This window comes from Thioclava sp. F42-5, assembly GCF_002213195.1.
Lineage (GTDB): Bacteria > Pseudomonadota > Alphaproteobacteria > Rhodobacterales > Rhodobacteraceae > Thioclava > Thioclava nitratireducens.
Genome location: NZ_NBNZ01000001.1, coordinates 1,048,527 through 1,065,188, shown reverse-complemented (window position 1 = coordinate 1,065,188; position 16,662 = coordinate 1,048,527). Strand labels below are relative to the sequence as shown.

Sequence of the window (16,662 nt, the reverse complement as noted above, 5' to 3'; positions counted from 1 at the left end):
AAGAGTAGGATATCAAGATGAACACAGCGCAGGACGCGATCGATCTCGACTTCATTCGGGGACATTTTCCGGGGCTCGCCGCCGATTGGGTGTTTTTCGACAACGCGGGCGGCAGCCAGATCGTTCAGGACGCGGTCGACAAGATCAGCGAGTTCCTGATCCATCGCAACGTGCAGACCGGTGGTAGCTACGCCGTCTCGAAAGCGGCGGCCGAAGGGCTGATGTTGGGGCGCGAAGCCGCGAAGACCCTCGTCAATGCCGCGCGCCCCGAAGAGATCGTTTTTGGCCCCTCGACCACGCAACTCGTGCGCACGCTCGCCTCGGCCATGCGCGGCCAGTTGCAGCCCGGCGACGAGATTATCGTCAGCCACGCGGATCACGAGTCCAATATCGGACCGTGGGACGCGCTGCGCGAATTCGGGGTCGTCATCAAGAACTGGCCGCTAGATCAGGCCTCGATGTCGATGCGTCTCGAGGATCTCGATCCGTTGATGACCCCGCGCACGAAGCTGGTCTGCATCCATCACGTCTCCAACATCCTCGGCTCGATCAACCCGGTGAAGGAGTTTGCGAATTTCGTGCATGAGCGCGGCGCACGCATCTGCGTCGACGGGGTCGCTTATGCGCCGCATCGCGCGATCGACGTGCAGGACTGGGATGTCGATTACTACATCTTCAGCATCTACAAGTGCTACGGGCCGCATATGGCGATCATGTATGGCAAATATGATCTGCTGGGCGAGCTCGACGGCCAGTATCACTATTTCTACGGCAAGGACAAAGTCCCGGGAAAGCTTGAGCCCGGCAATCCGAATTACGAGCTGGCCTATAGCACTGTGGGCGTCGTCGATTACCTGATCGCGCTTGGCACGCATCTGGGCGGCGAGGGAAGCGATCGCGCACGCCTCGAGGCAGCCTATGCAGGCATAGCCCGGCAGGAGGATGTCTTGACCGGACGGCTGATTTCCTGGCTTGAGGCGCGAAACGACTGCCGCATCATCGGGCGCGGGATGGAGAAGGGGCGGGTTCCCACGATCGCCTTCAAGTTCGACGATCTCAACTCGGAGATGGTGGCCCGCGAGATGGACAAGTTCGGCATCGCGATCCGCTTTGGCGATTTCCATTCGCGCCGTCTGGTCGAGGATATGAAGGAAACCGAGCAGAGCGGCTGCCTGCGCGTCTCGATGGTTCATTACAATTCGGTGGCGCAGGTCGACGCGCTGACCGAGGCGCTTGCGAGTATCACCTCCCAGATGCGGATGGCGTCGTGAGGGCGGGGTGCGATCTCGCGATCCGGGGCGGCACGCTGGTGACCGCCTCGGATCAGTTCCGCGCCGATCTGGGCATTCGCGACGGCAAGATCGTTGAAATCGCGGCAGAGATCGCGGATGCGCGCGAAGAGATCGACGCCACTGGTCTGATGGTGCTGCCGGGCGGGATCGACGCCCATGTTCATCTCGCGCAGCCCACCTCGGACGGCACGGTGATGGCCGATGATTTCCTGACCGGCACCCGGTCGGCCGCGGCGGGCGGCAATACCACGGTTTTGCCTTTCGCGCTGCAGGTCAAAGGCAGCTCTCTGCGGGAATGTCTCACGGCCTATCACGAAAAGGCCGAGGGCGCGTGCTATACGGATGTCTCCTTCCATCTGATCGTATCCGACCCGACGCCGCAGGTTCTGGGGCAGGAACTCCCGGCCCTCGTGCGCGATGGTTACACCTCGTTCAAGGTCTTCATGACCTATGACGATCTGGTGCTGAACGATGCAGAGCTTCTCGATGTCTTCGACGTTGCCCGTCGCGAGCGCGCACTCGTTATGGTCCATGCCGAAGGCCACGACGCGATCAAGCACATGACCCGCAGGCTCGAGGAAGAGGGCAAGACCGCGCCCTATTACCATGCCGTGGCGCATCACCAGATTGCCGAGCGAGAGGCGACCCATCGCGCGATCAGCCACGCGCAGTTGACCGACGTGCCGGTGATGATCGTGCATGTCTCGGGGCGCGACCCGATGGAGCAGATCCAATGGGCGAAGAAGCGTGGCATGAAGGTCTTCGCCGAAACCTGCCCGCAATATATCGTCCTGACCCGAGATGATCTCAAAGGGCTGAACATGGATTTCGAGGGCGCGAAATATGTGTGCTCGCCGCCGCCACGCGACACCGACAGCCAGGACGCGATCTGGGAGGGGCTGCGTGACGGCACCTTCGACATCTTTTCGTCTGATCACTGTCCGTTCTATTTCGACGGCGTTAACGAGACCGGCAAGGATAATCCCCGCGCACGCACCTCGTTCAAGTGGGTGCCGAACGGCATCCCCGGCGTGGAGACGCGGCTGCCCATCCTGTTCTCGGAGGGCGTGCGAAAGGGTCGGATCAGTATCGAGCGTTTCGTGGCGCTCACCTCGACCAACCCTGCCAAGCTCTACGGCCTCTACCCGCAAAAAGGTGCGCTGGTGATCGGCGCAGATGCGGATATCACGCTCTGGGATCCGCAACGCAAGGCGGTGATCCGCCAAGCGAGCCTGAACCACGGCGCCGATTACACGCCCTATGAGGGCATGGAGATCGAGGGCTGGCCCGTCCGCACGATCCTTCGCGGCCAGACAATCGCCGCCGACGGAGAGGTTCTAGAGCAGGGCAGGGCCGGGCGGTATCTGTCGCGGGCGACCAGTTCGGCCTGGTAGGTGGTTGTCTGGCCAAATCAGGGCGCGCGTTTCGCAGCATCCAGACATTCCTCGATTCCGGAATTTTCAATGCTTTGCTGGCGGCATGGGGTGCTCGACCGACAACATGCAATGTCGCGATCCGAGAACCCTGAAGGCACGCCCATGTCGTTGGTCGAGCAACCAGGGGTGGTCAGGATCGCCTGAGCGTGACCGGGCCGGGCCGAACCTCTACGAAATGGGCGCGAAGAAATATCTGCAGGCGGCGCTTTATCCCGGCAGGCACAGGCGGATAAGAAGCGCGAGGATCAGCGCCGGTGGCATGACTCTGAGCCCGACGCCCAAAAACTGGGCTGCGGAGACGTGAAGCCCGGACCGGCGCAGCGTCGCGAGCCATAGGAGTGTTGCAAGCGACCCGGTCACCGAAAGGTTCGGTCCGAGATCCACACCAATCATCAGGCAGTCGCGCATGAGATCTCCGAGCGCTCCTGCTGCCGCAGCCGCGGCGGCAGCCAGTCCGACAGGCAAGTTGTTGGCGAGGTTGCTCGCGATGCCGACTGCGGTCCCGCTCAGCCCCGCGGTTGCCTGCGGCGAGGTTGCTGACATCTGCCCGAGCCATTGGCCCAGGGTCGACAGGACCCCAACGCGGTCCAGCATGGCGACCAGCACGAAAAGCCCGGCGACGAGTGGCAGCACGCCCCAAGTCAGGTGCCGCAACAGGGGCAAGGGAGACCGCCGGTTGCTCAGCGCGACCGCCAGCGCCACGGCGACCCCGGCGCTGAGTGTCGCAAGACCAAGGCCGCCGCCCAAGGATGAGACCGTCACCAGTGCCACCGCCGAAAGGCTCAGCCCTGTCGCCGCGATCCAGCCGCCCCGCGAAAGCGCGGGGACGTCGGTTGTCGCGGGCTCTGTGCCCAGATCATTGCGCATCGCCCAGCGCAGGGAGAGGTAGCTGACCACGATCGCGGCAAGAGCGGGGAGGGCGAGCCGTGCGAGCCAATCGCCAAGTGGCGGCATGGCACCATGGAAGATTACGAGATTTGCCGGGTTCGAGATCGGCAGGACGAAACTCGCCGCATTTGCCACGATGGCGCAGGTGAAGAGATAGGGCAGGGGCGGAACGCGCGCATGGCGTGTCACCGCGAGAACGGCAGGCGTCAGCACGACGACCGTGGTGTCGTTCGACAGGAAAACCGTCACGCCGGCGCCGACCAGGTAGAGGATGAAAAACAGGCGCCGTGCGGACCCAGCGGCTGCCTGCACCGCGCGGGCGGCAAGATGGTCGAAAAGGCCTTCGCGGCCCGCGACTTCGGCGAGCAGCATCATGCCGAGCAGGAAGAAATAGACCTCTCGGCCTTCGCCGATGGCATGCAAGGCATCGGAGAGTGGCAGTGCCCCCAGAAGAACCACCGCTGCGGCGCCGCTCACGGCAAAGATCCAGTCAGCCCAGCCAAAGGGGCGCAGGATCACGCCCGCCGTCGCGAGAGCTGCGATACAAAGACCGATAAACTCGACCATCACCAACGTGTCCGACGCATCAAGCCGTTCCCATTCGCTCCTAGCCCAATGCCATGGCCGATCTGGCGATAGCTGTCGATGGCTCCGCATAAAGATGACGCAAAGATGTCTCAATGGCCAAATTTCGCCTTAAAGTTGTCTTAAATGTTGAACTCGAAGCACGTGGATGCTTCCGAAAATTTCTGAAGATTCTTTGGATTTGATATGGCTCGGAAATTTGGCAGAGGTGTAACTGCGAAAGCGCACTCTCCAAGCGCATTCGTCCGGGATCAAATGGATCGCGTTTCGACCGGCGAGCAGTTGCATTTCGCCGCCCCCCTCCTTCTTCCGAAGCGCTGCATTATTTACTGTGGCGCAGGCGGTCTGATCGGCGCTGAGCTCTCTGAACTTTGTGAGCGTGAGGAAGCGAGACTACTCGTCTGGCCGGAAGGGGTGTTGCCCGAAATTTGGCTGGCGCTTCATACCGACGAGATCGACGTCCTGATGGTCGACGGCGATCATTTGGGAGACATTGAAGACACGATTGATTTTTGCATGCGCGTAAGGCGCGCTTGCCCCTCGCTCCCCTTGATATTGGTCTCCAGCGAAATGCGCGGGGACGACCTTACTTGCGAACGTATGCAAGCCTGCGATGTGACCCTCAAAGTTCCTGTTTCACAAATCCGGTTGGAAGGCGCGATTCAAGCGGCACGTCAGAACAACGCGTATTTTCTGTCACGCCGGCATCGGGAGAACTCGTAGCAACTTATTATCGAGCGCGCTGGAGAGGTTGGGGGTCGGGCGATGCGGCCTTCACAGGATCGTGGTAATGATTAGCCGGGATGGGCTGATGTTAGACGGCGAGGGCCAGCGGGAAGGCGCAAGCGGCCTGAACAGTCGCGGCCAAGCTGCGCACCTTGGCTGCGCACGAGCCATCTCTGTCACGACCTCATTCTAGAGTTTCGGCGCTCGGAGAAGGCCACCTTTCCTGCATCGCACCGTAATATGTTCCTGTCTTGAGTTTCAGCGTGTCCTTCGACCCATCGCAATTGACCGGGGCGCCGTCGTTACAAAGCCATATTGCTCATAGAGCCGATCCGCAGGAACGTCCGCGATCAAACTCACGAGTGCCGGCTCGCATAGGTTGAGACAAATCAATGACGCCGCCGCCATCTCGGCCGAGTGTAAAAGCATGTTCTGAAGAAACCGCTTTGAGAAGCCTCGCTGGGGAGTGCCGGATTAATGCCGACCAAGAAAAAAGACGTCGAGGACGATAAGCCCCTGACGACTGGCATGCTCGCGAAGTCTCGCGAAACGCTGCGGGCGGCCTGCGAGCGGCTCAACATTCATCCCGACGTCTACGAGGAACTGAAATGGCCCCGCGAGACTCTGGCCGCAACGCTTCTGATCCGGATGGATGACGGGAGTCGCAGGGCGTTCCAGTCATGGCGGTGCCGCTATAACGATCGACGGGGACCGACGAAGGGTGGCGTTCGTTTCCATCCAAACGTCTCGCTCGACGAGATCGAGACGCTTTCCTTCTGGATGACGTTCAAATGCGCCGTGGCCAACCTGCCGTTCGGCGGCGGAAAGGGCGGGGTCTGCGTGGACACGAAGACGCTCTCGGTCAACGAGTTGGAGCATTTGAGCCGGGCCTATGTCGAAGCCTTCGCGCCCTTCATCGGGCCCGATCGCGATATTCTGGCGCCGGACATGTATACGAACGGGATCGTCATCGCGTGGATGGCCGACCAATACAGCTGGATTTCAGGGCAAGCCTCTCCGAGCGCGATTACCGGCAAACCTCTCGCTTTCGGGGGCACGAACGGGCGGGTCGATGCGACGGCACGCGGCGGATATTATGCCCTGCGCTATCTGGAATCCGCACTCGCTCTCGACCCGAATACGGCCACAGTGGCGATCCAGGGGTTTGGGAATGTCGGCTTCCACTGCGCCAAGCTGCTGCACGCGGATGGGTATAAAATCGTCGCCATTTCGGATTCCGGCGGCGGCGTATATGACCCGGGCGGTTTGGACCCGCTGGCCGTCATGCAGCACAAGCATCAGACAGGCGGCGTGAAAGGCGCAAAGGGTCAAGGCAAGACCAAAGAAATCTCAAACGCCGAACTCCTGGAGCTTGATTGCGAGGTGCTGGTGCCTGCCGCATTGGAAAGGCAGATCACGCTTGAGAATTGCGACAGGATCAAAGCCCGCATCATTTTGGAAATGGCGAACGGACCGGTGTCTCCCGAGGCCGACAAGAAGCTGACGGAAGCGGGACATATCGTCGTGCCCGATATCCTCGCGAATTCCGGCGGCGTTACGGTTTCGCATTTGGAATGGGTTCAGAACAGATCGGGTTTTTATTGGGACAGTTCGCGCGTCCGGGATCACCTTAAAACGACGATGGAAACCGAGACGCAATCGATCTGGACGTTACACAACGAGATGGAACTCTCGATGCGCGATGCCGCCTACATCCATGGCCTGCGTCGGATCGCGGAATCCGTGGAAGCCCGGGGCACTCCCGCTTATTTCGAGGGGTCTTAACAGGCGCTAGCGCCCGGTTGGATTGGTGGGGGAGCCCGCAGGGCTGGTGAGGTCAGTCAGGTCGCTCCTGCGAGCGGACATATTCCTTGATCGTTTCCAGCGGGGCGCTGCCACAGCTGCTGACGAAGTAGCTTGGAGACCAGAGAGCGCCGCCAAGGCGTTTCAGGCTCGGGAAGTCCCTCCGGAGACGCCGCGAGGTGGTGGTCTTCACCGCGTTTGCGAAGCCGGCGACCGCCTCGGCGGGCGGCAACGAGAACAGGATGTGGATGTGATCGGCCTCCGCGCCGAACTCCTCCAGCGCGCCGCCGCGAACATCGCAGCGCTCCCGGATCGCGACCTCTGCCGCCTTCAGCATTTCGGATGTCAGCACTGCGCGGCGCTGTTTCGTCACCAGAACCATATGGTAATGGAGACTAAAAACGCAATTGTTTGTGCGACTATAGGATTGATCCGCCATGTCGGAACCAATATAATATTCGGGCCATGACCGCAACTCGATCCCTCTCCTTCAAGCTCTATCCGTCGCCCGCCCAGGCGGCGGCGCTGGCGCGCAAGCACCTGATGCTGAAAGACCTGTGGAACGCCGCGCTCGAGGAGCGGATCGGTGCCTGGCGGCATAGCCAGGCCCGGGTCTCGCGCTCCGACCAGGAAAAGGCGTTGAAGGAGATCCGCCTCGGTCTCGAGGGCTGGTGCGGGCTCGTCCACACGCATGAGGCCCAGGTCGTTCTGAAGCGTCTGGATCTCGCCTTCCAGGCTTTCTTTCGCCGCTTGCGCGCGGGGGAAACGCCGGGCTTCCCGCGCTTCAAGAGCGCCGAGCGCTTCCGTGGCTGGGGCTACAAGGAGCACGGCAACGGCTTCAGGGTCGAGATGCGCGACGGCGGTCGGCATGGCCATGCCACGCTGTTTGGGATCGGGCGCATGCGGATGCGGGGCGTCGCGCGCACGCCGGGCCGCGTGCTCAAGGCCGATGTGACCCGGACAGTCCATGGCTGGAGGCTCAACGTCGTCGTCGAGACCGGCTGCGCCGAGCGCGCGCCGGCCGAGGGGCAGGCGGTGGGGCTCGACTGGGGTGTCTCGACTTTTGCCACGCTCGCGCATGAAGACGGCGCCTTCGAGGAACTGCCGAACCCGCGCCACTGGGGTCTCGAGGCCGAGGACCTCAAGGCTGAGCAGCGCCGGCTCTCGGCCGCGGCCCGGGCGCGAAAGATCTCCCAACGGGCGCTGCGGAAGCATCGCCGCGCTCTGGCGCGTCGTCATGCGAAGATCGCCGCGCGCCGGAAGGACTTTCTGCACAAGACGAGCGCGCAGATCGTCGGGCGGCACCGCCTGATCGCGACCGAGGCGCTGACGGTGCGCAACATGACCGGCTCGGCCCGCGGAACCGCGGAAGCGCCGGGCCGGAATGTGGCCCAGAAGGCGGGCCTGAACCGATCGATCCTGGACACGGCTCCGGCCGGTTTTTTGAACATGCTCCGATACAAAGCGGAAGAAGCTGGTGCGGAGTTCCTTGAGGCGAAGACGCGAGAGATGAAGCCGTCACAGCGCTGCCCGGATTGCGGCGCCGTGCGGAAGAAGGCACTCGCGGAGCGCCACCATGATTGCGACTGCGGCTGTCGTCTCGGGCGAGACGAGGCCGCGGCCCTCGTTTTGCTGCGGTGGGGGCTCGTGGAGAGCCGACGTCGCCAGAACGCGGAAACGATCAACTCGGCCGGGACGGTCGGGGATCAGGCAGCCGCCTGATCCGAAACCCTTTCAACCTACGAGATTGGTGGGGGAGGTTCATGAAGAATTACAAGTCTGGCGGCCCCCCGCGGTGTTCTACGGCCTGTCCGAGACGCAAGCCGAGAAGCGTCCGGTCAAGCCCGGCTACGTCCCGGCGAACTGATCGAAGCGGCTCGGGTCGAGGGCGCGAGCTGGTTCCGGCTCTCGACCGGCATAGAATATTCCGGGGCACTAGACCATCGAGAACGCCTAAGCCTTCGCAATCAACGAGACTCGGTCGCGGAGTGCCTCTGCTTGCGACGGTCAAGCTTTACAACTCCGGCTACTGCTTGATCTCAGGTTCGACGAGCCGGGCAAGGTTCTCCAGTGACTGTTGCCAGCCGAGGTAGCCAGCCTCGACCGGGATGGCGTCTGGCGCCCCGGCCCATATTACCCATGGGGTGGCCGAACATCCGGGCGAAGATCGGCCACCCAATGAGGATGCCGATGATTTCGAAACACAAGGCTCGGCGAATACGATCTGTGGTGCAGCGCATGGGAAGGCTGCAGTCCCTCCCGCAGCTTTGTCTTCCATCGTCACGCGATCCGTTCGCGTCCTTGCGGCGGAAAGATCGTGTCGTATCCCCAAGTGAAGACGAAGGCGTAGACGAGATAGAAGCCTGCAAAAGACGCTTCCATCACGAGGATGGTCAGCAAGGAGGTCTCGAGCCACCATGCGAATATCGGAAGAAGCAGCGCGAGCAGCGTCGCCTCGAAAAGCACCGCGTGAACGATCCGGAGCGGTATCGTCTTGCGGACATCGCCGCGACGCCAGAGCAGGATGTGATCGAAAGCCAGGTTGAAAAGGTAGTTCCAGGCGGTGGCCGCGGTCGCCCCTAGAACGACCAGCACGCCCATATCTCCCATGGGGTGATCGAAGACCCAGGCGAAGAGCGGCGTCACGATGAGGATGCCGATGATTTCGAAACTCACGGCCTGGCGGATACGGTCTGGGGTGCTGCGCATGAAAAGTCTTCGTTAGGTCAGGCGGTCAAGCGTGCAGACCGTGTGCTCGGGCAGGGGGCGGGTTTCCCTATGGTGGGTCCCGCGTGCTGGCTTTTCAAGCCGGACCCGACGCTGGTCGCGCCGGCCCGCAATTCAGCCGTTCAAGAAAGCCAGCAATGGTCTGTCTTATAGCTAGCTTTTCGCCTCAGAATTTGGCGTCAGTTCTCGCAGATGCGTTCCTGCTCGTTTTCTGGTCTGCCGAGCATCCTCTCAAATACCAGCTTTCAAAGAGAGGGTGCTCGCTCAACGATATGGCATGTCGCGAACCGCGCACTTCTATGCTGATTATCGAGCACCCAGCGACTGTGTCGTTCGGGGCGCACTTTCTTGAACGAAGAAACGCTTGAAGCTTTTCCAACTACAAATCGAGCCGTCACGGTGAATGCTTGGCCCCGTGAGAGGTCTTGGAGCAAAGAATGGCTCTCACGCACCGATATGCCGCGCGCGCTCTTTGGATGCGGCGCGCGCAGCGCAGATCATGCCCTAAGTTTTCAGTCTTGCGCTTCTACCAGAATCTTCACCTGAGATTTTTCCGCGACGAGCGCTTCGAAGCCTTGCTCCACGATCTGATCGATCTTGATCCGCTTGGTCACCAGCTTGTCGGCACTGAAATAGCCCTGCACCATCAGCTCCATCACCGCCGGATAGACATTGCGGTAGGCGATGGTGCCCTGCAGTTGGCGCTCTTTCAGAACGGCGGTATTGGGGTGGAAAGAGGCGTCTCCCTCCCAAATCGAGACGATCAGCGTCTGGCCTTCGTGGCGCGTGCTGTCGATGCATTGCGGCAGAACGCGCGGCACACCCGTCACCTCGAAGGCGACATGAACACCGCCTGTGGCCGCACGAATTTTCTCGACGGGGTTTTCCGCCATCGGGTCGATTGTGCTGGTCGCGCCGAGTTCGAGCGCTTTTTCGCGGCGTTCGACCGAGGGTTCGACGACATGGATCTGGGCCGCGCCCGCGACGCGCAGCGCCTCGACGACCAAAAGCCCGATCGGGCCCGCGCCGAAAACAGCGGCGGTATCACCCGCCCTGATCTTCGACATGCGCACCGCATGCAGCGCGACGGCGGCGGGCTCGACCAACGCACCCTGTTCCATCGACAGCGCGTCGGGCATCTTGTGAACCATTCGGGCAGGCACGACCGAGGTCGAAGCGAAACCGCCATGTCCCCAGGAGAGCCCGACGAAACCGAGGCTGTCACAGAGATTGTATTTGCCCTCAAGGCATGCGGCGCAGGTGCCGCAGGCGAAGATCGGCTCGATCGCGACTCGGTCGCCGATCTTCAGTCCGGTGACGCCTTCTCCCAACTCCGCCACGGTCCCGCAATATTCGTGACCCATGGTGATCGGCGCCTTGTCATGGCTAAGCGGATGATCCTGCTCGACCGGGACGAAGATCGGGCCCGCCAAATATTCGTGCAGATCGGAACCGCAGATCCCGGTCCATGCGACCTTGATCGCGACCTCTCCGGGACCGGGGGTAGGGGTGTCTATTTCCTCGACGCGAATGTCTTTCACGCCGTGCCAACGTGCAGCTTTCATGGAATGTCTCCGTTCAATGGGGGGAGTTATCCCGGCCCGTGAGGGGCCGGGAGAGGGATGGGGTCAGGAGAGGTGATGGACCTCCTGAAGCCCGTAGACCGGGGTCTCGAGCCCCTCTAGCCGCGCTTTCAATTGCAGCGCGAGATAGAGCGAGTAATGCCGCGATTGGTGCAGGTTGCCGCCCATGAACCACAGATGCTCCTGTTGGGTCGGCTTCCACATATTGCGCTGCTCGCCTTCCCACGGGCCGGGGTCTTTCGTGGTGTCCGAGCCAAGCCCCCAGACCTTGCCAACCTTGTCGGCGACCTCTTGGCTGATCAGATCGGCGGCCCAACCGTTCATCGAGCCGTAGCCTGTTGCGAAGACCACCAGATCGGCGGGAAAGCGCGTGCCGTCGGCGAGCACTACAGCGTCTTCCTCGAAATGATCGACCTGACCCTTGGCCAGCTTCACTTCGCCATCGATAATCAGCTGGCTGGCGCCCACGTCGATGTAATAGCCCGAGCCGCGGCGCAGGTATTTCATGAACAGCCCAGAGCCGTCATCGCCCCAGTCCAGATCGAACCCGGCCTTTTCCAGCCCTGCATAGAACTCCGCATCGCGTTCGCGCATCTGGTCGTAGAGCGGGATCTGGAACTCGTGCATGATCTTGTAGGGCAGGGAGGCGAAGATCATGTCCGCCTTCTCGGTCGTGACGCCGTTTGCGACCGCCTCTTCCGAATAGAGCGCGCCGAGTCCGATCTCCATCAGCGAGTCCGAGCGCACGATATGGGTTGAGGATCGCTGCACCATGGTGACATCCGCATCGCCTTCCCAGAGCGCCGCGCAAATGTCATGGGCGGAGTTGTTCGAACCGATCACGACCACTTTCTTGCCCGCCCAGGGGCCGGGCCCCTCATGCTGCGACGAGTGCTGGATCGTGCCCTTGAAGTCTTCCATGCCCGGGAAATGCGGCATGTTCGGCTTGCCAGACATCCCGGTGGCCAGCACAAGCTGCGTCGGCTCAAGTGTCACCTTCTCGCCGTCGCGATTGACCTCGACCGTCCATTTTCCGGTGGCGTCATCGTAGCTGGCACCGGTCACTTCGGACCGCGTCCAGTAATTGATCTCCATCACCTTGGTATACATCTCGAGCCAGTCGCCAACTTTATCCTTGGGCGTGAAGACCGGCCAGTTGTCGGGAAACTTGATGTAAGGGAGATGGTCATACCAGATTGGGTCATGCAGGCAGAGCGACTTGTAACGGCTCCGCCATTGGTCGCCGGGCCGGTCATGCTTATCCAGAACGATCGCAGGCACGCCAAGCTGGCGCAGCCGCGCACCCAGCGCGATTCCACCCTGTCCGCCGCCGACGATCAACACATAGGGCTGCGTGCCATAGCCCAGATCGGCTTCTTCCGCCTCGCGGCGCTCCTTCCACGAGGTTCGGTTCTTTCGTGCGCCATGTTCGGCGCCCATCGGACGGCGTGTGCCGCGGTTTTCCTCGAACCCCTTGAGCTCCTGAAGCGCGGTCAGCAGCGTCCAGATGCGGCCATCTCGGATGCGCATCAGGCCCCAGCCGCGTCCCGACTTCGTCTCAAAGGTGATCCAGGCGGTGATCACGCCGCCCTCCTCGGCGGGGAACTCGCCCGACTGGATCTCGAACTTGCCGGGGCGGGTATGCTCGAGCTGGTTTCTCAGCATGTCGGCCACGCCGTCCGGCCCCTCCACGGTTTTCAGGTTCCAGCTGACCGCCACGAGGTCGCGCCAGTAGCTGTCGGTCGCAAACAGCGCGGCCGCGCGGTCGATATCGCCGCTCTCCAGCGCGGCGTTGAGGCTGTCCAGCATGTCCTGGGTCTGTGTGTTGATGGTGGTGTCAAGCATCGCATCTCCTCCTCTGCGCGTGTCTCCAGGAGGAGTATCGGCGCGTGATCGCTGAGCGATCCATGGTCGCGACACGTGCAAGGGGAGGAAAAGCGTCTGCTGCGATGCGGCATGTTGCGCGCGCAACAAGGGCGCAACAGATCACTCGGGCGGGCGCAACCCGGCCTTGCGAATCCGGCGCAGGATGGTCGAGCGGTTGACCCCGAGCCGCCGCGCCGCGCGCGCCATGTTCCAGTCGCAGGCGTCCAGAACCTCTTCGAGATTCGTCTCCGGCTCCATTGGACCTTGGGTGATTTGTTCGAATTTGGCGACCGGGTCGAGCGGCGCAGGAAGATCGGGAAGGTCGATCACGGAGCCCACGGAGATCGCGGCCGCCACATCGAGAACTTGTTCGAGCTCGCGGATATTGCCGGGCCAGCTACGTCCCAGCAATTCGGCCCGCGCCGAAGGTGACAGCCGGACCGAGTCGCCCGCGTGGCGGCGCAGATGACGCGACATCAGCCAGTCGAGATCGCGACGCATCCGCAGGGGCGGCACGTTGAGTACGCACCCTGCCAACCGGTGGAACAGCGGGCGCGGCAGTGCGATCCGGCCCGGGTCCAGACAGCTCGTCGCCAGCGCGCGCAATTCGGGGCGACGGTCGAGGAGCCCGCCGAGCCCAATCGCCGTTTCTGGTGCGATCTCTTCGATCCGACGCAGCAGGAGCGTCGTCGGCCCCATCGCCTCGGCGCAGTTTTGCATCAGCGTCTGCGGGTCTAGCCCCGCGCATTCGAGGCTGATGAACCCTTGCGCCTTGCTGGTCATGTGGATCGCACGGGCGAGTTTTGTTTTCCCGGTGCCGGTCTCGCCGCAGATGAGCAGGGGCACCGAGCCCGGGGCAAGCCGCTCGGCCTGTCCGATAAGTCGATCCATTTCGGGATCGCCCCCGGTCAGACCAGCAAGCGGCCCGCCGTGGCGCATCCGCTGATGGGCGTGACGGGGTGCTTTAGGAGCGATGGCATGACCAAACAGCGCCCCGCCATCGCGCATCTCGACCACCCGCTCTTCGGTCGGGCGGTCGCGCATCAGGTCGGGCAGGTCATCGACGCTTACGCTCAGCACCTCGTCTATCCGGCGACCGAGGATCGGGGCACCTTCAGGAAACAATCGCCGCGCGGCGCGGGTATAGCCGAGCACGCGCCCAGCCCCGTCGAGCCGCACCGCCGCTTCGGGATCGACATCGAGAAATTCCGGGCTGGAGGACAGGCGCAACACCCAGTCGCGCGGGCTCTCGGCCATGAGGTTCGCCATCTCGACCCGTCGTGCCGCGGAGGTCACGAGGTTCATCGCGAGGTTCTGGCTGCTCTTCGGCGCAGGCGAGCGCAAAAGCGAGATATCGAGCACCGCCGCCAGTTGCCCGAGACTGTCGAAGATCGGCGCCGCGGTGCAGGACAAAACAGTATGGGCGTTTCCGAAATGATCGTCCTGATGCACGGTCACAGGCTCTTGCGTCACGATGCAAGCTCCGACACCACAGGTTCCGGCCAGATCCTCGGACCAGTTCGACCCCAGATAGAGCCCCGCGCTGCGCAGGTCTTCGGTGAAGAGATCATCGCCGAAGAAATCGACGCAGACCCCTTTGGCATCGGTGAGCAGCAAGACGTAATTCTGCCCTGCTACCTGCCGGAAAAGCGATTGCAACCCGGAGCGTGCCGCGGCGATCATCCATTCCGCTTGTTTGCGGTGATCGCGCAGCTCTGCCTCGGTCACGATATGGGCCGGGTCGGAGCGCGTGGGGTCCATGCCGTAAAGCTCGACACAACGCCGCCACGAGGCCGAGACAAAACTGTCGCGCCCAGTCTGGCTGCCTTCCAGCACCCGTCCGATCTCCTCGACATGCCCTGCATCTCTCATGGCGCGTCGCCTCCCTGGAGGGACGATAGCACAGACTGCGCTTCAGATCGGAACAGAAATTGGTCGTAGAGAAAGGCATCGCTGATGCGGAGCTTTTCGCCTTTGAATACTGGCTTTTTTGACAGTGGGGCTTCGGCTGATCGTTCTCAATGCCTTTCGCCGCCCGACGCACTGCGCGCATTCGCGAAACCGGAGTTTCTTGACTGGCGCTGAAAGTCAGGCTCAGGGTTACGCTTGTTCGATCCTGAGAGCCGGGCGAATGGGGCGGGAGCCCCATGCAGGCCGAGTTCGCGTCCCGGGCTAGATCTGGCGAGAAACGGCTGCTGGTCAGCGCGCGCCCTCGCGAGCGTCTAAAGTGGCCAGACGATCAGTAGCAGCGGCAAGCTTACGGCCACGACGATCATCTCGAGCGGCAGTCCAAGCCCCAATAGTCGCCGAAGCGAAAGCCGCCCGACCCGAGTATGAGAGTGTTGTTCTGATGCCCGATCGGCGTGAGGGAAGCACAAGATGCCCCGATCGCCACCGCCATCAGGAAACTGTCGGGGTTCACGTCGAGCGAAGCGGCGATGCCCAGGGCAACTGGGCTCAGCACCGCTGCCGTGGCCGCGTTGTTCATCAAATCCGATAGGAACATCGTGGTGACTAGAATTGCCGCCAGAGCTGCGATGGCGTTACCGCGCGCGATCGTCTCGACCAGAAAACGCGCCAGAACATCTGCCGCGCCGGTGGTCTGCATCGCGCCGGCCACCGGGATAAGCGATCCCAGCAGGACGATGACCGGCCAGTCGATGGCTTTGTAGACCTGCCCGGGCGGCACGGCGCGCAGGAGCATCGAGCGCAGAACCCCCAACGTAAAGGCCACTGATGCCGGCAGCAGGCCGAAGGTGGCAATGCCGATAGGGCCAAGCAAGAGCGCGCTGGCGATGATCGCCATTCGCGCGTTGGGAAGATTCAATTCCCGCTCCCCCACAGGCGCGCAGCCGGTCTCGTTCATGAAATCGGCCATGATTGCGTGCAGATTGACTCATCAGATCTCCGATTCCTCGGCGCCTGACCATCGTAAATTGGGTCCCCGGTCCCCATATAGATCACACCGGCGACAAGCATCCCGGTCCGACATGGACCAAGAATTGACGTCGGTCGATAAAAGGATCGATGACATGTCCTTCAAGGACCTGACTACTCGGGCCGCAGCGGCGCTGAAGCCAACGCCCGAGAAGACTGCCAAGCCTTCTGCCGAGAACAGCGAGCCTAAGGCCGCCAGCAAGGAAGCGCCAGCGAAATCCAAGACTTCTTAAGACCTGCGCAGACCCGCGCCCCGGCCCTGGCAAGGGCGCGGGTCATTCGCTCATGATGTGAGAGGATTAGGCCAGTGGAAGAACTTACACGCAAGACCGTCGCGGTTTTTTCCCGCCCGTTCAACATTCCGGGGTTTGCCGAGACACTCCCGGCGGGAGAGTATGAGATCGAGACGGAGCTGGTCTCGCCTCCGGATCGGAAGGACCCCGAAACCTGGAAAGCTTCCGTCATGGTGAAGCTTCATCCCAGAGCCACACATCCCGGATTGGTAAGGACGCTGACCGTTTCCCTGGCCGATCTCGATCACGCGCGTGCCAGAGACAAGCTTACGGGCCGTGCCCTGTCGGACTTTTTCGTGGAAGAGATGCTTTCGGATCCGATGGTGCGCCTCGTGATGGAAGCCGATGGTGTCTCGGAGGCGCATCTGCGCCATCTCTACTCGGTATTCCGATCGCCTGATCCTGATCTATCCAGACTGGAGCCCCTGCCGGCTCCCGAAAGACGGCGCTACGAAGCCTCCATTCTGGCCGCCGAAAACGAAGGGATGCCGACGAGTCCGGAAACACGACCGAGAAATTAGCGGCT

Annotated in this window: 14 protein-coding genes; 7 read left to right on the top strand and 7 right to left on the bottom strand. The window is 62.1% G+C overall.

Annotation, left to right across the window (positions count from 1 at the left end; genetic code table 11):
* The first annotated feature begins 17 nt into the window (after window positions 1-17).
* Window positions 18-1,271 carry an aminotransferase class V-fold PLP-dependent enzyme gene (locus tag B6V74_RS04870; RefSeq protein WP_088722112.1) on the top strand — a complete coding sequence of 418 codons (1,254 nt, stop codon included), beginning with the start codon at window positions 18-20 and terminating at the stop codon, window positions 1,269-1,271.
* On the top strand, window positions 1,268-2,686 hold the full coding sequence (gene hydA / locus B6V74_RS04865; RefSeq protein ID WP_088722111.1) for a dihydropyrimidinase: 1,419 nt from the start codon (window positions 1,268-1,270) through the stop codon (window positions 2,684-2,686). Before B6V74_RS04870 ends, hydA begins: the two co-directional genes overlap by 4 nt.
* A 249-nt stretch (window positions 2,687-2,935) precedes the next feature.
* Here hydA and B6V74_RS04860 read toward each other — a convergent pair whose 3' ends face one another.
* Window positions 2,936-4,183, bottom strand: coding sequence for an SLC13 family permease (locus B6V74_RS04860; RefSeq protein WP_088722110.1), 1,248 nt, complete (start codon window positions 4,181-4,183; stop codon window positions 2,936-2,938).
* 273 nt (window positions 4,184-4,456) lie between these two features.
* On the opposite strand from B6V74_RS04860, the gene B6V74_RS04855 reads away from it, so the two are divergent.
* Both B6V74_RS04855 and B6V74_RS04845 read left to right on the top strand, forming a co-directional pair.
* Complete coding sequence (locus tag B6V74_RS04855) at window positions 4,457-4,924, top strand: hypothetical protein (protein WP_088722109.1); 468 nt, start codon at window positions 4,457-4,459, stop codon at window positions 4,922-4,924.
* A 480-nt stretch (window positions 4,925-5,404) separates the two neighbouring features.
* On the top strand, window positions 5,405-6,712 hold the full coding sequence (locus tag B6V74_RS04845) for a Glu/Leu/Phe/Val dehydrogenase (protein WP_206185177.1): 1,308 nt from the start codon (window positions 5,405-5,407) through the stop codon (window positions 6,710-6,712).
* Between the two features lie 52 nt (window positions 6,713-6,764).
* On the opposite strand, the gene tnpA is transcribed toward B6V74_RS04845, so the two are convergent.
* Complete coding sequence (gene tnpA, locus B6V74_RS04840; RefSeq protein WP_146694515.1) at window positions 6,765-7,169, bottom strand: IS200/IS605 family transposase; 405 nt, start codon at window positions 7,167-7,169, stop codon at window positions 6,765-6,767.
* Between the two features lie 26 nt (window positions 7,170-7,195).
* On the opposite strand from tnpA, the gene B6V74_RS04835 reads away from it, so the two are divergent.
* Window positions 7,196-8,452, top strand: a complete 1,257-nt coding sequence (locus tag B6V74_RS04835) for an RNA-guided endonuclease TnpB family protein (protein WP_088722107.1) — start codon at window positions 7,196-7,198, stop codon at window positions 8,450-8,452.
* 558 nt (window positions 8,453-9,010) lie between these two features.
* Here B6V74_RS04835 and B6V74_RS04825 read toward each other — a convergent pair.
* From B6V74_RS04825 to B6V74_RS04805, 5 genes are all read right to left on the bottom strand, one after another.
* A complete protein-coding gene (locus B6V74_RS04825; RefSeq protein ID WP_088722106.1) occupies window positions 9,011-9,439 on the bottom strand; it encodes a PACE efflux transporter in 429 nt (142 codons plus the stop codon).
* Between the two features lie 530 nt (window positions 9,440-9,969).
* Window positions 9,970-11,022 carry a 2,3-butanediol dehydrogenase gene (locus B6V74_RS04820; protein ID WP_088722105.1) on the bottom strand — a complete coding sequence of 351 codons (1,053 nt, stop codon included), beginning with the start codon at window positions 11,020-11,022 and terminating at the stop codon, window positions 9,970-9,972.
* A gap of 63 nt (window positions 11,023-11,085) precedes the next feature.
* Window positions 11,086-12,885 (bottom strand): NAD(P)/FAD-dependent oxidoreductase, encoded by a 1,800-nt coding sequence (locus B6V74_RS04815; protein ID WP_088722104.1) that lies wholly within the window; start codon window positions 12,883-12,885, stop codon window positions 11,086-11,088.
* A gap of 141 nt (window positions 12,886-13,026) precedes the next feature.
* Window positions 13,027-14,778, bottom strand: a complete 1,752-nt coding sequence (locus tag B6V74_RS04810) for a sigma-54-dependent Fis family transcriptional regulator (RefSeq protein ID WP_088722103.1) — start codon at window positions 14,776-14,778, stop codon at window positions 13,027-13,029.
* Window positions 14,779-15,178: 400 nt separating this feature from the next.
* Window positions 15,179-15,784, bottom strand: a complete 606-nt coding sequence (locus B6V74_RS04805) for an SLC13 family permease (RefSeq protein ID WP_240497049.1) — start codon at window positions 15,782-15,784, stop codon at window positions 15,179-15,181.
* Window positions 15,785-15,938: 154 nt separating this feature from the next.
* On the opposite strand from B6V74_RS04805, the gene B6V74_RS18910 reads away from it, so the two are divergent.
* Window positions 15,939-16,076 (top strand): hypothetical protein, encoded by a 138-nt coding sequence (locus B6V74_RS18910; protein ID WP_168184179.1) that lies wholly within the window; start codon window positions 15,939-15,941, stop codon window positions 16,074-16,076.
* 74 nt (window positions 16,077-16,150) lie between these two features.
* Entirely contained in the window at window positions 16,151-16,657 is a 507-nt protein-coding gene (locus B6V74_RS04795) for a hypothetical protein (RefSeq protein ID WP_078540095.1), read from the top strand.
* The last annotated feature ends 5 nt before the right edge of the window (window positions 16,658-16,662 follow it).